We start from the raw sequence: 19449 nt of genomic DNA, 5'->3' as shown, positions 1-19449 counted from the left end.
GCCCTGCTCGGCTCCGACACCAACCCGGGCGACCTGGCCCACCAGCAGCTGGAGTTTTGGCGCGACACCCTCGCCGGACTGCCCGCCCAGCTGGCCCTGCCCAGCGATCGCCCGCGCCCCGCGCAGCCGCAGAACACCGGCGGCACAGTCGATTTCACCGTTGGCGCGCAGGTGCTGACCGGACTCCGCGAGCTTGCGCTGCGTGAACACGCCACCCTCTTCATGGTGCTGCACGCCGCCTTCGCCGCCACCCTGGCCCGCCTCTCTGGCACCGGCGACATCGCAATCGGCACCCCCGTCGGCGGCCGTGGCGAGCGTGAATTGGATGCCCTCATCGGCATGTTCGTCAACACCCTGGTGCTGCGCACCACGGTCGACCCCGCCGCTCCCTTCACCGATCTGCTCGCCCTGACCCGCGACACCGACCTGGCGGCCTTCGCCAATGCCGACCTGCCCTTCGAGCGCCTGGTCGACGATCTGGTGGTGGACCGCTCCACCGGCGCGCATCCGCTCTTCCAGGTCATGCTGAGCTTCGGTGAAGACCGCGGCGAGGCAATGGAATTGCGGCTCCCGGGCTTGACCGTGACGTCCATCGAGCTGCCCGATACCGTCGCCAAGTTCGACCTGCAATTGGTCGTCAACGAGTCCGTGGACAACCGACTCGTCGGCAGCCTGCGCTACGCCTGCGAACTGTTCGACCCCGCCACCGCGACCACCTTCACCACCCGGCTGTCCCGCGTCCTGGCGGCCGTCGCCGCCGACCCTGCGGCCCGCATCGGCGATATCGACCTGCTCGCCGCCGCCGAGCAGGAGTTGGTTCTACACCGCTGGAACGAGTCCGCCGCACCCGTGGACCCCACCGCGACACTGGTCTCGCTCTTCGAGACACAGGCGCTGACCAGCCCGGACGCACCCGCCATCGAATTCGATGGCACAGCTCTGTCCTACGCCGAGTTCGCCGCGCGCGTGCACCGCCTGGCCCGCTACCTGGTCGATCAGGGCGTCGGCGCGGAAACCTCGGTGGCGCTCGGTATGCGCCGCTCCCTCGATCTGGTGATCGCCATGTACGCGGTCATCGCGGCGGGCGGCGCATACGTGCCGCTGGATCCGGATCATCCGGCCGAGCGCACCCGCCATATTGTCGAGACCGCCCGCCCGGTATGCGTTCTCACCTCCGGTGCGGACCTGGAAGGCATTGCGGGACAGCAGATTCGCCTGGACCGGTTGCAGGCTCATGGCGGCGGAGCGCTGTCGGGCTACTCGGCGGCCCCGCTGACCGATGCCGACCGCCGCGCACCGCTGCACCCGGCCAATACCGCCTACGTCATCTTCACCTCCGGCTCCACCGGCCGCCCCAAGGGTGTGGCCGTCTCGCACGCCGCGATTGTGAATCGCCTGGTATGGATGCAGGCCGAATACCGGCTCACCCCCGCCGATATCGTGTTGCAGAAGACCCCGGCCACCTTCGACGTGTCGGTGTGGGAGTTCTTCTGGCCCCTGCAGATCGGCGCTCGACTGGTCGTGGCCCGGCCGGACGGGCATCGTGATCCGGTATATCTGGCCGAGCTCATCGCCGCTCGCGGCATCACCACGACGCACTTCGTGCCGTCCATGCTCGCGGTCTTCCTTGTGACGGTCGAATCGGGCAGGTCGGTAACTCCCGGCGGAATTGCGCCCGAATGCTCCTCGCTGCGAATGGTTTTCGCCTCGGGGGAGGCGCTGCCCGCGACGACGGCGCAGCGGCTGCGCGCCCTGACCGGAGCAGAACTGTACAACCTCTACGGCCCCACCGAGGCGGCCGTGGACGTCACCCACCACCGCACCACCGATGCGGACACCGTCACCGTGCCGATCGGCCGCCCGGTCTTCAATACCCGGTTGTACGTACTGGATTCGCGGTTGCGCCCGGTGCCCGCCGGGGTGCCCGGTGAGCTGTACCTCGCCGGTGCGCAGCTGGCCACCGGCTACGTGGCCCGCCCGGATCTGACCGCGGACCGCTTCGTGGCCAACCCCTTCGGTGCGTCCGAGCGGCTGTACCGCACCGGCGATCTGGTGAAGTGGACCCGGACCGGTGAGCTGGAATACCTGGGCCGCACCGACTTCCAGGTGAAGCTGCGCGGTCTGCGGATCGAACTGGGTGAGATCGAAGCCGCACTCACCGCACTGGACGCGGTGGCACAGGCCGTGGTGCTGGTCCATGACGATCAGCGCCTCGGCGGCATGCTGGTGGCCTACCTGGTCGCCGCGCCGGGCGCGCGGATCGTCATTCCCGAGGTGGAAACCGCACTGGCCCTGGCACTTCCGGCCTATATGGTGCCCTCGGCCTATCTGGTCCTGGATGCCTTGCCGCTCAATGCCTCCGGCAAACTGGACCGCCGCGCGCTGCCCGCGCCCCGCCCGGCACACCGAGACTTCCAGGCCACCAGCGGTTCCGCCGAAACTCTGGTCGCGGAGATCTTCGGCGCCCTGCTCGGTGTGGACCGGATCGGGGCGGACGACGACTTCTTCGCCCTCGGCGGTAATTCCCTGGTCGCCACCCAATTGGCCGCACGCCTGTCCAAGGCCACGGGTGTGCGGGTGCCGCTGCGCGTCATCTTCGACGCCTCCACCGTGCGCGCGCTCGCGGCTCGAATCGAACTGTCGGACAGCGATATCGCGGTGGCGCTGCCGCCGCTGGTTGCGCAGGAGCGCGGGGATGTCATCCCGCTCTCCATCGCGCAGCAGCGCATGTGGTTCCTCAATCGCTTCGACGCGCGTGGCGGCGGCTACAACATCCCGTTCGCCCTGCGCCTGACCGGCGCGCTCAATGTGGCCGCGCTCCAGCACGCCGTCATCGATGTGATGGCCCGGCACGAAACCCTGCGCACGCTATACCCCGAGCGGGACGGTGAGGCCACCCAGCTCATCCTGCCCGCAGGTACCCAGCTGGTGGAGCTGGTACCCGAGACGGTCACCGCCTCCGAACTGCCCGCGCTGGTGGAATCGCTGGCGCGCACGGTCTTCGATGTCACCGCCGAGGTGCCCGTCCGGGTGCGACTGCTGCGCCTGGCGGATGACCCGAACTCGCATGTGCTGCTTTTCGTGGTGCACCACATCGCCGCCGACGGCTGGTCCTTCGCACCGCTCACCCGGGATCTGGCGAACGCCTATGTCTCGCGCTGCGCGGGCATCGTCCCGAATCCCGCGCCGCTGCCGCTGCAGTACGCGGACTTCGCGCTCTGGCAGCGCGGCGCGCTGGGCAGCGTCGACGATCCGGATTCGGCCCTGACCCGCCAGCTGGGCTACTGGACCCGTCGCCTGGCCGGGGTGCCCGATGTCCTGACCCTGCCCGCGGATCGTCCGCGCCCGCCCGTCGCGACCGGCCGGGGTGGAACGGTCACCGGTCGGTTGGATGCCCAATTGCATTCCGCCCTAATGGAATTCGCCGCCGAGCAGCGCGTGACCACCTTCATGGTGCTGCACACCGCGCTCGCGGTCCTGCTGGCCCGGCTCTCCGGCACCGGTGACATCGTGATCGGCACCCCGGTCGCGGGGCGCGGTGACGAGGCCCTCGACGAGCTGGTCGGCATGTTCGTCAACACCCTGGTGCTGCGCACCGAGGTGCGACCGGACGCCTCGCTCGGTGAGTTGCTCGGCGAGGTGCGCGGCACCGATCTGGCCGCCTTCGACCATGCCGCGGTACCGTTCGAAACCCTGGTCGACGCGTTGAATCCGGCGCGCTCGCAGGCGCACACACCGCTGTGCCAGGTGACGCTCACCCTGCAAAATCACGCCCAGCCCGATATCCGGTTGAACCGCCTCGCCATCGAGGCCCTCGAGGTCGAGGTCTCCACCGTCCAGTTCGATATGGACTGGACGCTGTGGGAGACCACCGATGGCTCCGGCGCGTCCGCGGGTCTGGATGTGCATGTGAACTATGCCGCTGACCTTTTCGACGGATCGACCGTCGCGGAGTTCCTGGCCGCCTATGAACGACTGCTGCGCGCCCTGATCACCGACCCCCGCGTCACCGCGGGCGATGCCGAGATCATGTCGGTCGCCGAGCGCGGCCTACTGCTGTCGGACCGCAATGCCACCGCCCATGCGCTGCCCCGCGAAACCCTCGCCGATCTGCTGGACGCGCGCGCCGCTCGTGATCCGGAGGCCGTGGCGCTCATCTTCGAAGGTGCGACGCTCAGTTACGCCGAACTCGCCGCGTGTGCCAATCGTCTTGCCCGCCATCTGGTTTCGGTGGGCGTGGGCCCCGACGCGATTGTTGGCGTCACCGCCGAGCGCTGCCTCGATATGGTGATCGCGCTGTACGCCATCGTGCAGGCGGGCGCGGCCTACGTGCCCGTGGACCCTGCGCATCCGGCGGACCGCATCGCCCATGTGCTGGGCACCTCGAACACCTCGCTGGTGCTCGCCGTCGGCGGGGCTGTACTGCCCGAACTCGACGGTGTGCGCGTCATCGACATTGGGGCACTGGAGCTTTCGAGCCTCTCGGCGGCACCGCTCACCACCGCCGACCGCCGCGGCGAGCTGCGCCCGGACAATCTCGCGTACGTACTGTTCACCTCCGGGTCGACCGGCCTGCCCAAGGGCGTGGCCACCGACCACCGCGCCATCATGAATCAGCTGCGCTGGTTGCAGGATCGCTACGGCGTCACCGCGGCCGACCGCATCATGCAGCGCGCGCCGCTCACCTTCGACGTCTCGGTGTGGGAGTGCTTCCTGCCCGCGCTCGTCGGTGCGCCCCTGGTGATTCCGCGTCCCGGCGGCCATCAGGATCTGGACTACCTGGCCGGACTCATGCGCGAGCACAGGGTCACCATCGCCGAACATGTGCCGTCGGTACTGGCCGCCCTGATCGCGGAGGGGCACGGGGACGCGCTGCGTTCGTTCCGGCATCTGCACACCGGTGGTGAGGCGCTCTCCGCCGAACTCCTCGTCCAACTGCGCGCCGGGGTCTCCGGTGCCGTGCACAACGCCTACGGCCCCACCGAGGCGGCCATCTCGACCATCTACCACGAATTCTCCGATGCCGACCCGGAGTTCGAGGTGGCCATCGGCCGCCCCAACTGGAACACCCGGGCCTATGTCCTGGACGCGCGGCTGCGGCCGGTGCCGACCGGCGTCACCGGCGAGCTCTACCTGGCCGGTGATCAGTTGGCCCGCGGCTATCAGGGTCGTGGCGCGCTGACGGGCGAGCGCTTCATCGCTGATCCGTTCGGTGTACCCGGCTCGCGCATGTATCGCACCGGCGATCTGGTGCGCTGGAACCGGGCGGGTGCGCTGGTCTACCTGGGCCGCAACGACTTCCAGGTGAAGCTGCGCGGACAGCGCATCGAACTCGGTGAGATCGAGGCCGCACTGCTGGCCGCGGACGGCGTCGCCAATGCCGCGGTGCTGCTCGCCAAGGACTCCGCCGGTACCGATTGCCTGGTCGGTTACGTCTCCGGGGCGGGCCTGGCCGCCGAGCGGGTGCTCACCCAGGCGCGGGCCCAGTTGCCCGCCTACATGGTTCCCGCACATCTGGTGCTGCTGGCGGAGATGCCGCTCACCAGTGTCGGCAAGCTGGACCGCAAGGCGCTGCCCGCCGTCGAATTCGCCGCCACCGGTGCGGCTTTCCGCGCGCCCCGGGAGGGTGCGGAGTCGGTGCTCGCCACCCTGGTCGGAGATCTGCTGGGCGGCACCGCCATCGGCGCGGACGACGACTTCTTCGGCCGGGGCGGCAATTCGCTGCTCGCCATGCGCCTGGTGGCCCGCGCCAATGCGGCGCTCGGCTGCGAACTGAGCGTGCGCGAGGTCTTCGAAGCGCCCACCGTCGCCGAACTCGCGGCCCGGGTACTGCGCGGGGATCGCCATGCCCCGCGGCTCGCGCCGATGCGGCGCTCGGATCGAATCCCGTTGTCCCTGGCCCAGACCCGCATGTGGCTGCTGAACCGGTTGGAGCCGGAGTCCGCGGTCTACAACATCCCCGCCGCCATCCGCCTTGCCGGTGATCTCGATGTGCCAGCCCTGAACGCCGCCCTGGCCGATGTGCTCGGCCGGCACGAGGCGCTGCGCACGGTCTTCCCCGAGGACGCGGCCGGGCCCATGCAGGTGGTGCTGTCGCCGGACGACGCGCGACTGCCCGAACTCGTCCCGATCGGCACCGATGACCTGGCCGCCGCCGTCGCCGCGGTGGCCGGGCGCGGTTTCGATCTGCGCACCGAACTCCCGATTCGCGTACACCTGTTCCGCACCTCGCCGGGGGCCTCGAGCACCGAGCACGTGCTCGTCATCGTTACCCATCACATTGCGGCGGACGGTGTCTCGACGGTTCCGCTGGCTCGTGACCTGGTGGTCGCCTATGCCGCACGCGCGGCGGGCGACGCACCGCGGTGGGAGCCGCTGCCGGTGCAGTACCCGGACTTCACGCTGTGGCAGCGCGAGGTCCTGGGCAGCGCCGACGATCCGGAGTCGGTGCTGGCCGGGCAGATCGCGCACTGGCGCACCGAATTGGCAGGGCTGGCACCGGTACTGGAGTTGCCGGCCGATCGGCCCCGCCCGCCGGTGGCCTCCGGCGCGGGTGCCGCTGAGCTGTTCGAGATCGACGCCGACACCACCGCCGCCATCGCGGAATTGGCTCGGCGGCACGGGGTTTCGACCTTCATGGTGGTGCACGCCGCCTATGCCGCACTGCTGGCCCGGCTCGCGGGTACCGAGGACGTCGCCATCGGCACCCCCATCGCGGGTCGCTCCGAACAGGCCCTCGACGAGCTGGTCGGCATGTTCGTCAATACCCTGGTATTGCGGACCGCGGTCCCCGGCGATAGCACCTTCGCGCAACTGCTCGGCACGGTCCGCGAGACCGATGTCCGGGCCTTCGCACACGCCGACCTGCCGTTCGAGCGCCTGGTCGACGAGCTGAATCCGGTGCGGTCCCAGGCGCATTCGCCGCTGGTACAGGCACTACTCACCTTCGAGCATCGTGATGACACCGTGCTGCGGCTGCCGGGCCTCGAGGTATCGGCCTACCCGCTGGAGAACACCACCGCGCAGTTCGATCTCTCGCTGGCCTTCACCGAGATCGCGGACGACCACGGCCGCACCACCCTGCACGGCGTACTGCGCTACGCCACAGACCTTTTCGACGCGAGCACCGTCGCCGGATTCGCCACCCGCTTCGAGCGCGTACTGGCCTCCGCCATCGCCGATCCCGGTGCCCGCGTGGGTGATATCGAACTGCTCGGCGCGGATGAGCGGGCGCTGCTACTGGAGGAGTGGAACGACACCGACGCCGACCTGTGGCTGGACGGCGGTGTGCCGTCGCTGGTTTCGCTCTTCGAGGCCCAGGCCACGCGCTCGGCGCCCGCACCCGCCCTCACCTTCGAGGGGCTGAGCCTGTCCTATGCCGAGTTCCACGGGCGAGTGAACCGCCTGGCCCGGCACCTGGTCGCACACGGTGTGGGACCGGATTCACCTGTGGCCCTGGGGATGCGGCGTTCGATCGACCTGGTGGTCGGCATGTACGCGGTGCTGTCCGCGGGTGGTGCCTACGTGCCGCTGGACCCCGATCAGCCCGCCGACCGCATCGAGTACGTGCTCGCCACCGCGGATCCGGTGGCGGTGCTGACCTCCGGCTTCGATCTGGAGCTCGATACCGCGCAGGTGCGCCTGGATCACCTGGACCTGTCGGGCTACTCCGACCAGCCGCTCACCGATGCGGAGCGGCTCGGCCCGATTCGCGGCGCGAATATCGCGTACGTCATCTTCACCTCCGGCTCCACCGGTCGCCCCAAGGGCGTCGCGGTAACCCACTCGGCGATTGTGAACCGCCTGGTGTGGATGCAGTCCGAGTACCAGCTCGACGCCTCGGACGTGGTGCTGCAGAAGACCCCGGCTACTTTCGACGTCTCGGTCTGGGAGTTCTTCTGGCCGCTGCTGACCGGTGCGCGACTGGTCGTGGCCAAGCCGGACGGCCATCGCGACCCGGTCTACCTGGCCCGAATCATCGCCGAAGAAGGCGTCACCACGGCACACTTCGTGCCGTCCATGCTATCGGTGTTCGTGACCGAACCCGAAGCGGCCGAATCCCGTTCGCTGCGCCAGGTCTTCGCCTCCGGCGAGGCACTGCCCGCCGCCACCGCACAGCGGCTGCGCGGGCTGACCGGCGCGAGCCTGCACAACCTGTACGGGCCCACCGAAGCCGCCGTCGATGTCACCTCTCACGAGGTGACCGACGCCGATACGGTCTCCGTGCCGATCGGTCGCCCGGTGTGGAACACCCGGGTCTACGTGCTCGACCCGCGCCTGCACCCGGTTGCGCCGGGCGTCGCGGGTGAGCTGTACCTCGCGGGTGAGCAGTTGGCGCGTGGGTATCTCGGTCGTGCGGATCTGTCCGCGGATCGTTTTGTGGCCAACCCCTTCGGTGCGGGCGTGCGTATGTACCGCACCGGTGATCTGGTGAAGTGGAATGCCGATGGTGAGCTCGAGTATCTGGGTCGTACCGATTTCCAGGTGAAGTTGCGTGGTCTGCGGATCGAGCTCGGCGAGATCGAGTCCGCGCTCACCGCATTGGATTCGGTCGCCCAGGCCGTGGTCGTGGTGCGCGCCGACGATCGCCTCGGTGATCAAGCGCAGGCCGGTGGCGTGCTGGTGGCCTACCTGGTCCCTGCCGCGGGGCCGGTGCGCCTGGATGCGGTGCGCACCGCGCTGGCCGCCGCGCTGCCGGGCTATATGGTGCCCGCGGCCTTCGTGGTGCTGGAAGCGTTGCCGCTCAACGCCTCCGGCAAGCTGGATCGCAACGCGCTCCCCGCTCCGGTGTTCGAGGCCAAGGTGTTCCGGGCTCCGGCCACTCCGGTGGAGGAGATCGTAGCGGCCACCATTGCCGAGGTACTCGGCCTCGGCCGGGTCGGTCTGGACGACGACTTCTTCGAGCTCGGCGGCAATTCGCTCATCGCCACCCGGGTGGTGGCCCGGCTGTCCGCGGCCGTGCGGGCCGAGATCGGCGTACGCGCGATCTTCGAAACCCCGACCGTCGGCGCGCTCGCAGCGGCGGTGACCGCGCTGGCCGGTTCCGGCGGCCGTACACCGCTCACGGCACAGGTTCGCCCGGATGAGCTGCCGCTGTCCCTGGCCCAGCGGCGCATGTGGTTCCTGAACCGCTTCGACGCCGATTCGGCCGCCGACAATATCCCGCTGGCGGTCCGCCTGACCGGCGCGCTGGATGCGGACGCGCTCATCGCGGCCGTCGGCGATGTTTTCGACCGCCACGAAGTACTCCGCACCTACTATCCGGAAACCACTGCGGGCGAACCGATTCAGGTGATCCGGCCGATCGGATCTCGCGCCGCGACCGTGCCCGTGCTGGACGTCACCGAGGCCGAACTTCTCGATCGGGTCACCGATCTGGTGACGTCCGGATTCGATGTGACCGCCGATATTCCGCTGCGGTGGTGCGTTTTCCGCGTGACCGACGCCCCCCGGCCCGCCCATGTGCTGGTCGTCGTGCTGCATCACATCGCCGGTGACGGCTGGTCCATCCAGCCGCTCGCACGGGACGTCATGACCGCCTACTCGGCTCGGGTGGCGGGCAGCGCACCCGCGTGGGAGCCGCTCGCGGTGCAGTACGCGGATTTCGCGCTCTGGCAGCGCGAAACCCTCGGTTCCGAAAGCGATCCGGAGTCGGTGCTGACCCGTCAGCTCGACTACTGGACCGAAACCCTGGCCGGACTCCCCGATGAGCTGGAGCTGTCGGCGCACCCGCGCCCGGCCGTGGCCTCGTATCGGGCAGGCACCCATCGTTTCCGGGTACCCGGCACGCTGGTCGCCGCGCTCGACAGCGTCGCCCAGCGCTACGGTGCGACTCGATTCATGGTGTTGCACAGTGCTTTCGCCGCCCTACTCGCCCGTTCCAGCGGCACCGCGGACATTGCCATCGGTACCGCCGTCGCGGGACGCGGCGATCAGGCGCTCGACGATCTGGTCGGCATGTTCGTCAATACGCTGGTGCTGCGGACCCCGGTCCGGGCACAGGACGGCTTCGGCGATCTGCTGCGTCAGGTGCGCGAGCGTGATCTGCGCGCCTTCGCGCACGCCGATGTGCCGTTCGAACGCCTCGTCGAGGTGCTCAATCCGGCTCGCTCGCAGGCCCGGCATCCGTTGGTTCAGGTCCTGCTCACGCTACAGAACCTGGATCAGGTCGAGATGGTCCTGCCCGGTCTCGAGGCCGGCGGCCTGACCGTCGATCAGCGGACCGTCAAGGTGGATCTGCAGCTCACCCTCGGTGTGAACGCGGCCACCGGCGATCTCGACGGTGAATTGCTCTATGCCACGGATCTGTTCGATGCGCAGGACGCGGCAGCGCTGTCCGGCCGGTTCGAGCGCATCCTCGCGGCTGTCGCCACCGACGCCACGCTGCCCGTGGGCGATATCGACCTACTGGGCGACCACGAGCGACTCCAGGTATCCGAGCAGTGGGCGTCCGGTGCCCCGGATATCGCGGAATCCGCTGGCGCGCAGTCGAATCCGTTCACCGCCGCGGACGCCACGCTCGCGACGCTGTTCGAGCAGGCGGTGGCGGCGAACGCGGAACACACCGCGCTGCGTTTCGGGTCCGATCAACTCACCTACGGTGAACTGGATCGGCGCGCGAATCGACTGGCGCGCAGCCTTATTCGCAATGGTGCCGGACCGGAGTCGCTGGTGGCGGTACTGCTCCCGCGCTCGCTCGAACTGGTGGTCGCGTTGCTCGCGGTGGTCAAGACCGGTGCCGGTTACGTGCCGATCGATCCGACCTATCCGGCCGATCGCATCGCCTACGTCCTCTCGGACGCCCGCCCGGCCAGCATCGTCATCGACCCGGCCGTGACGGTTGAGTTGCCCGCCGGATTGCCGGTGCTGGTGCTGGACCCGAACGATCCGGTCGACGGCGACGACTCCGCCATCACCGATGCGGACCGCCGGGCGGTGCTGCGCCCGGATCATGTCGCGTACGTCATCTACACCTCCGGTTCCACCGGCCGCCCCAAGGGGGTCGCGGTCTCGCATCGGAATGTGCTGCGGCTCATGGCCAATACCGATCGCGAATTCGGGTTCGACGCCGACGATGTGTGGACCCTGTTCCACTCCTACGCGTTCGACTTCTCGGTCTGGGAACTCTGGGGCCCGCTGCTCTACGGCGGCACCCTGGTCGTCGTGGACTACTACGTGTCCCGCTCGCCGGAGCAGTTCCTGGAACTGCTGCGCCGCGAACGGGTTACGGTGCTGAACCAGACGCCGTCGGCGTTCTATCAACTCGCCGAGGTCGAGCGCCTGGCCGCGGGCGAACAGCCCCTCGCGCTGCGGTACGTGATCTTCGGCGGTGAAGCCTTGGACCTTCGCCGTCTCTCGGAGTGGGTCGCCCGGCACGGGGATTCGGCACCGCGGCTGGTGAACATGTACGGCATCACCGAGACCACGGTGCACGTATCGCATCGGGTGCTCGATGCCGAGACCATCGCCGCGGCCACCGGCAGCATTGTCGGCCGCGCCATCGCCGGTCTGCGCGTGCACGTCCTCGACGAGCGCCTGCACCCGGTCCCAGTGGGTGTGGCGGGCGAAATGTACGTCGCGGGTGCGCAATTGGCGCGCGGCTATCTCGGCCGCCCCGATCTCACCTCGGCGCGTTTCGTCGCCAGCCCCTTCGGTGTGCCGGGCACCCGCCTGTACCGCTCGGGCGACCTCGCCCGCTGGAACCGCCGCGGTGAACTCGAATACCTCGGCCGCGCCGATGATCAGGTCAAGGTGCGCGGCTTCCGTATCGAACTCGGCGAGATCGAGGCCGCGGTGCTGGCACGACCGGGTGTCGCGCAGGCCGCGGTGATCGTGCGCGAGGACACCCCCGGCGATCAGCGCATCGTGGCATACGTCGTCGCGGAGAGCGCCACCACCGGTACCGATACCTGGCTGCTGGAGGTTCGTGAGGGAGCCGCCGAACAGCTGCCCGCCTATATGGTTCCCGCCGCGCTGGTCGCGGTCGACAGCATTCCGCTGACCGTCAACGGCAAACTGGATCGCCGTGCCCTACCGGCTCCGGCGGTGCGGGCCCGCGCCTTCCGCGCGCCGGCGACCGCCGCCCAGCAGGCCGTCGCGGCGGTCTTCGCCGAGGTACTGGAGCTGCCCCGGGTCGGCCTGGACGACGACTTCTTCGACCTGGGCGGCAACTCCCTCATCGCCACCCGGGTACTGGCCCGCCTGGCCGAACGACTCGGCTCCCGCCTGCCGGTGCGAGCCCTGTTCGAAGCCTCGTCGGTGTGGGCCCTGGCCGAACGTTATGCCGAGGCGGACGGTGCGCCCGCGCTCCCGGCTCTCACCGCCGGTCCACGCCCGCACCGGATTCCGCTGTCCCCGGCGCAGCAGCCCATGTGGTTGATGAACCGGCTGGATCCCGAGTCCCCGGCCTACAACCTGCCGGTGGCCATGCGCATTCTCGGCGATCTCGACCATGCCGCCATGCGGGCCGCGTTCACCGATGTGGTCATGCGCCACGAGGTGCTGCGCACCGTCTACCCCCTCGACGCCGACGGTGACGGTCATCAGTTGATCCTGCCGCCGCACACCGCCATGAACCTCGAGGTCGAGAATGCGCGGGGTGAGCTCGCCGGGCGGGTGGCCGAAATCGTTTCCGCCGGTTTCGATGTCACCACCGAGGTGCCCATGCGCGCGGTGCTGCTGCGCGAATCCGATGCCAGCCATGTGCTGGTGCTGGTGCTGCATCACATCGCCGCGGACGGCTCGTCCATGGATCCGCTGCTGCGCGATCTCATCGGCGCGTATTTGGCCCGCACCGTGGGGTCCGCGCCCGCCTGGCAGCCGCTCCCGGTGCAGTACGCGGATTACGCCCTGTGGCAGCAGCGGGTGCTCGATACCGTTGCCGAACAGGAGCTCTCGTACTGGCGTGACACGCTGGCCGGTCTGCCCGACGAGTTGCCGCTGCCGGCCGATCGGCTGCGCCCGGCGGTCTCCTCGCGCCGCGGCGCAGTGGTGCGCGGGCGCATCGGCGGCGGTGTCGGCGAGCGCGTGCGGGCAATCGCCAAGCGGCACAACGTGACCACGTTCATGGTGTGGCATGCGGCGCTGGCGGTACTGCTGGCCCGGATGTCCGGCACCGACGATATTGCCATCGGCACCCCGGTGGCCGGTCGCGGCGCGAGCCGGCTCGATGATCTGGTCGGCATGTTTGTGAACACCCTGGCCTTGCGCACGCGCCCGGCGGCCGACCGTACATTCGTCGAATTGCTCAGCGAGACAAAGGATGTGGATCTGGCGGCGTTCGCGCACGCCACCGTTCCGTTCGAACAGGTGGTCACCGCGCTCGGCGTGGAGCCCACCCAATCCCGGCATCCGCTGTTCACCGTGACCCTGAGCTACCTGAACCTGACCCAGGGCATGCACGGCGTACCCGGTCTGGTGTTGGATAACGTCGACTTCGACGAGACCGCCGCCAAGTTCGATCTCACCTTCACCATCGGTGAGGAGCTGGACGCGGACGGTCATCTCGCGGTCGAAATCACCTACGCCACCGACCTTTACGATGAAGATACGGTCGCCGAGCTGCTGCGCCGCTTCGGCCGGGTACTCGGCGCGGTGACCCTCGACCCGCAGACCCGGATCGATGCGATCGAACTGCTCGCACCCGCCGAGCGGGCCGCCCTGGTAGCGCGTCGCGGACCGCGCGCGGTACCCCAGCGCACCCTGGCCGAGACCATGGCCGCGGCCGTGGCCCTGCGCCCCGAGGCCACCGCGCTCATCCACCGGAACGAGCGCCTGAGCTATCGGGAACTCGACGAGCGGTCGTCTCGACTGGCGCGAATGCTCATCGATCGCGGTGTCGGCGCGGAGGATTTCGTCGCCGTCGCGGTACCGCGCTCCATCGATTCCATGGTGGCGCTGTGGGCGGTCGCCAAGACCGGTGCGGCCTTCCTGCCGGTGGATCCGACCTATCCGGCCGATCGCATCGCGTACATGCTCTCCGACTCCGGGGCGACCATCGGCCTGACCGTGCGCGCTTTCGCGGAAAAGCTTCCGGTACACGCGGATTGGCTGATTCTGGATGCCGATGAAACCCTGAACAGCCTGTGCGAGATCAGCGGTGCGGCCATCGGCGGCACCGAGCCGGTGCGGCCGGTACACCTGCACAATGCCGCCTGGATGATGTACACCTCCGGCTCCACAGGCCGCCCCAAGGGCGTGGTGGTCAGCCATACCGGCATCGCCGGGGTCGCCGCCATCCACGAGCAGCGCTGCCCCACCCGGGCCGGCGATCGCGTGCTGCACCGGGCCTCGCCCAGTTTCGACGCCTCGCTCATGGAGCTGCTCATGGCGCTTCCGGTCGGCGCGGCACTGGTCATCGCGCCCGCGCAGGTCTTCGGCGGGACCGAGATGAGCGATCTCATCGAGGCCGAGCGGGTTACCCACGCGCTCATCACACCCTCGGTGCTACAGACCCTCGATCCGGACAAGCTGCGCGGGCTGCGCTATCTCTCCGTCGGCGGTGAGGGTTTCGGCGCGGATCTGGTGGAGCGCTGGGGCGGTGGGCGCGAGCTGTACAACTCGTACGGCCCCACCGAGGTCACCATCACCAGCAATATGAGTTCACCGCTGCGCCCCGGCGACGGGGTCGTGCTCGGCGGACTCGCGCCGGGTCTGTCCGCGGTCGTCCTCGATGCCCGGCTGCGGCCGGTGCCGGACGGTGTGACCGGCGAAATGTATCTGCGCGGACCGGGTTTGGCGCGTGGCTACCATGGCCGCCCCGATATCACCGCGGACCGGTTCATCGCCGATCCGTACGGTGCGCCCGGCCAACGGCTCTACCGCACCGGCGATCTGGTGCGCTGGGCCACCCGTACGGTCGGCGGCGTCAACTACCCGGTGCTCGAATACCTGGGTCGCTCCGACGATCAGGTGAAGATGCGCGGTCTGCGCATCGAACTCGGTGAGATCGACGCGGTGCTGGCCGCGCACGAGGCGGTCGACTTCGCGGTCACCCTCGGGCACGCCTCGGCCACCGGTGACATGTCGCTGGTGTCGTACGTGGTCCCGGCCGCCGGGCGCACCCTCGACACCGAGGAGTTGCGCGCCTTCGCGGCCCGCTCGCTCATCGCCTATATGGTGCCCGCCGCCATTATGGTGATCGACGAGGTACCGCTCACCCCGACCGCCAAGCTGGACCGAAAGGCCCTACCGGAACCGGTATTCCGCACCGCGGAGTTCCGCGCGCCGGGCACGGCCGCCGAGCGCACAGTCGCGGCGGTCATCGCCGAGACCCTGGGCCTGCCGGTCGGCACTGTCGGTCTGGACGACGACTTCTTCGGCCTCGGCGGCAACTCGCTGAGCGCGGCCAAGCTCTCGGCTCGGCTCTCGGCCCGACTAGGCACCCAGGTGGCCATGCGCACGGTCTTCGAACACGCCACGGTGGCCGCCCTGACCGCCGCGGTGGCCTCCGGCGAGGCGCTGCATGGGCCGATCCTGGTGCGCCGCGGCGAGACCGGGCCCGCTCCGCTCTCCCCGGCGCAGCAGCGCATGTGGTTCCTCAATCGTTTCGACGGCGAATCGGCGGCCTACAGCATTCCGCTGGCCATGCGGCTCTTCGGCGACCTCGATATCCCCGCGCTCAATGCCGCCATCGCCGATGTGGTGGTGCGGCACGAGGTCCTGCGGACGGTGTACCCGCTCACCGAATCCGGTCCGGTGCAGGTGATCCTGCCGGTCGCCGAGGTGAACACGGTGGAGCTGAAGCCCATTGCGGTATCCGCCAATGAATTGCTCACGGTCGTCAATGAATTCGTCACCGACGGTTTCGACGTAACCGCCGCGGTACCGCTGCGGGCTCGGCTGTACGCGCCGATCGGCAGCACCGACGAGTACGTGCTCGTGGTGGTCGTGCACCATATCGCCGCCGACGGCTCCTCCATGGCACCGCTGGCCCGCGATGTGATGACCGCCTACTCGGCCCGCCGCGCCGGAACCGCGCCCGCCTGGACGCCGCTGCCGGTGCAGTACGCCGATTACGCGGTGTGGCAACGGGAACGGCTCGGCGCGGAGGACGATCCGCAGGCGCTGATCTCCACCCAGTTGCGTTATTGGCGGGACACCCTGGCCGGGCTGCCGGATCAGCTGACCCTGCCCGCGGACCGGCCGCGCCCCGCGGTCGTCTCCACGGCGGGCCGAGCGCTCGAGTTCACCCTCTCCGCTGAACTGCACGCCCGGCTGGCCGCGCTCGGACGATCCAGTGGTGCAACGCTTTTCATGGTCATGCACGCCGCCTACGCGGTGCTGCTGGCGCGCCTGTCCGGCAGTTCCGATATCGCGGTCGGCACCCCGGTCGCGGGTCGTGGCGATGACGCGCTCGACGATCTGGTCGGCATGTTCGTCAATACCCTGGTGCTGCGCACCGAGGTCGGCCCGGCCGCCGGATTCAGCGAGCTGTTGCGCACCGTGCGCACCGCGGATCTGGCCGCCTTCTCGCACGCCGATGTGTCCTTCGAGCGGCTGGTCGAGGTGCTCAATCCGGTGCGCTCAACCGCCCGGCACCCGCTGTTCCAGGTCGGCTTCTCGTTCAACAATGTGAGCGAGGAGGAGTTCGCGCTGGACGGGCTGCGGGTCGGCGCGGGCGAATTCGAGACCGGTATCTCGCAATTCGATCTGCACCTGGTGCTCGCCGACCGCTACCGAGCGGACGGTGCGCCCGCGGGTATGGCCGCCACCCTCACCTATGCGACCGCCCTCTTCGACGAGGCCACCGTCGCCGGATTCGTGGCCCGCTTCCAGCGGCTGCTCGAAGCCGTGGTGGCTCGGCCCGGCGCGCCGGTGGGTGCGCTGGAGTGGCTCGCCCCCGAGGAGCGGGTCCGCATTCTCGAGCACTGGAACGACACCGCGCACGCGGTGGACGACGCGGCCACGCTGGCGGGGCTGTTCGAACGCACCGTGGCGATGACGCCGCGGGCTATCGCGGTGGTGGCCGATCAGCCGGACGGGCGGATCGAGCTCACCTATGCCGAACTCGGTGCACGGGTGAATCGCCTTGCCCGGCATCTGATTTCGATGGGTGTGGGTCCGGAGTCTCGGGTGGCGCTGGCGTTGCGGCGTTCGGTGGACCTCGTCGTGGCCATGTACGCGGTGTCGGTGGCCGGTGGTGCGTACGTGCCGGTGGATCCGGATCAGCCTGCCGAGCGCACCGATTACATTCTCGAGACCGCGGCACCGGTGTGCGTGCTCACCAATGCCGAGACCGAGTTCACCAGCTCGGCCGCACGTGTGGTGCGGATTGATGACCCGGCGGTCGGCCCTCTGGGCTCCGGCTCGGTTACCGATGCGGAACGGGTTGCGCCGCTGCGGCCTTCCAATACCGCGTACGTGATCTTCACGTCCGGTTCGACCGGTCGCCCCAAGGGTGTGGCGTTGCCGCATGCCGCGGTGGCGAACCAGTTGCAGTGGAAGACAGCCGAATTCGGGCTCGGTGCGGATGACGCGGTGCTGCTCAAGACGGCTGCGACCTTCGACCTTTCGGTGTGGGAGTTCTGGTCCGCCGCTGTCTGTGGCGGTCGTTTGGTGATCGCCTCGGCCGATGGTCATCGCGATCCGGGATATTTGAACCAGCTGATGGCTCGTGAATTGGTCACCACGTTGCATGTGGTGCCCTCGATGTTGGATGCGCTGCTCACCGAATCCGTTGGGGCGCTGACGGGTTCGCTGCGTCGGGTGCTGGCAATCGGTGAGGCGCTGCCCGCGTCGGTGGCGCAGCGTTTCCGTGCCGCCAACCCGGCCGCGCGGTTGTTCAACCTGTACGGCCCGACCGAGGCCGCCGTGTCCATCACCACGCACACCGTGACCGAGGCCGATCAGGCGTCGGTGGCGATCGGTGCGCCGGAGTGGAACAGCCGGGTCTACGTGCTGGACGCTCGCTTGCAGCCGGTGCCCGTCGGGGTACCCGGTGAGCTCTACCTGGCGGGTGCGCAGCTGGCGCGCGGCTACTACGGCCGCAGTGACCTGACCGCGGATCGCTTCGTGGCCAACCCCTTTGCCGCTGGTGAGCGCATGTACCGCACCGGTGACCTGGTGGTGTGGAATGGCGACGGCGAGTTGGAGTACCGGGGCCGTACCGATTTCCAGGTGAAGATCCGCGGCTTCCGTATCGAGCTCGGTGAGATCGAGGCCGCGCTGCTGGCGCTGCCGGAAATCGCCCAGGTCGCGGTGCTGGCCAAGGCGGATCGGACGGGTGACCGTCTGGTCGGCTACCTGGTTCCCGCCGAAGGGGCGGAAATCGTTGTACCGCAGGTGGAATCGGCACTGTCGGCCGCGCTGCCGTCGTACATGGTGCCCGCCGCCTTCGTGGTGCTGCCCGCGCTGCCGTTGAACGCGAACGGCAAACTCGAGCGCAAGGCTCTGCCCGAGCCCGCCTTCGCCCCACGCGAATTCCGGGCTCCGAGTACCGATGTGGAGAACGCTGTCTGCACGGCCTTCGGTGCGGCGCTTGAGGTGGACCGAATCGGGCTGGACGACAACTTCTTCGAGCTCGGTGGCAATTCACTGCTGGCGGTACGAGTGGCCGCGCAGCTGAGTGACGCACTCGGCGAACGGGTTCCGGTGGTGCTGCTGTTCACCGCACCCACCCCCGCCGGGGTGGCGGCACGGCTTGACGGTCGCGGCGGAGTGGGCGCGGACAGCGCCTTCGACATGCTGCTGCCGCTGCGTCCGGACGGTACCGGCGCACCGCTGTTCTGCATTCATCCGGTCGGCGGTGTGGCCTGGTCCTTCGCGGGCCTGACCGCCTATCTGGAGGATGACCGGCCGCTCTACGGCCTACAGTCGCCGACCCTGGGTTCGGCTGTGCCACTGCCGGATTCGATCGAAGAGTGGGCACGGCTGTATGTCGGCGAGATCCGCCGGGTGCAGCCGGACGGTCCGTATCACCTGCTCGGCTGGTCGCTGGGCGGTGTGCTGGCGCATGCGGTCGCCGTACAGTTGCAGGAGCTGGGACAGCCGGTGGCGGTGCTGGCCATGCTGGACAGCTCACTCGAGGTGGACGCGACTGCGCCCACCAGTATTCCGGTCGCCGAGCTGCTGGGCGGACTGCTCGGCGATGCCGGTGCGGTGGCCGATCTCGCACCGCAGCAGCTGGCCGAACGGATGTCCGAACTACCGGAGCCGTTCGCCTCGCTGGGCGCGGAGCGGATCACCCGCATTGTCGAGGGCGGCGTGCGCTCGCTGGCGCTCATCGGCGGTTACCATCCGCGCCGGTTCAAGGGCGATCTGCTGTATTTCGCTGCCGCACTGGATGACCCGAGCGGCAAGGTCGGTGTCTCCGGTTGGGCCGATGCCATCGACGGGGTGGTGCACTCGCATGCGGTGCAGGCCACGCACTGGCGGATGACCACACCCGATGCCTTCGTGCATATCGGCCGCGTGCTGAACGCGGTACTGCGCCGGCCGAGTGGCCGCTGA

The 19449-nt window shown here is 69.1% G+C and carries 1 protein-coding gene (running past one end of the window); it reads left to right on the top strand.

Features of this window, described 5'->3' with window-relative positions; all coding sequences use genetic code 11:
- On the top strand, nucleotides 1-19449 hold the 3' portion of the coding sequence (locus GFY24_RS05905; RefSeq protein ID WP_153803919.1) for a non-ribosomal peptide synthase/polyketide synthase. 6042 nt of this gene lie to the left of the window's left edge; only the last 19449 of its 25491 coding nucleotides appear in the window; its start codon lies off the left edge, out of view; its stop codon occupies nucleotides 19447-19449.

It is taken from the genome of Nocardia sp. SYP-A9097 (assembly GCF_009649815.1).
In the GTDB taxonomy this organism is placed as follows: Bacteria; Actinomycetota; Actinomycetes; order Mycobacteriales; family Mycobacteriaceae; genus Nocardia.
Note: the sequence above shows the minus strand (reverse complement) of the source record. Positions and strands in the feature narration are given on the sequence as shown.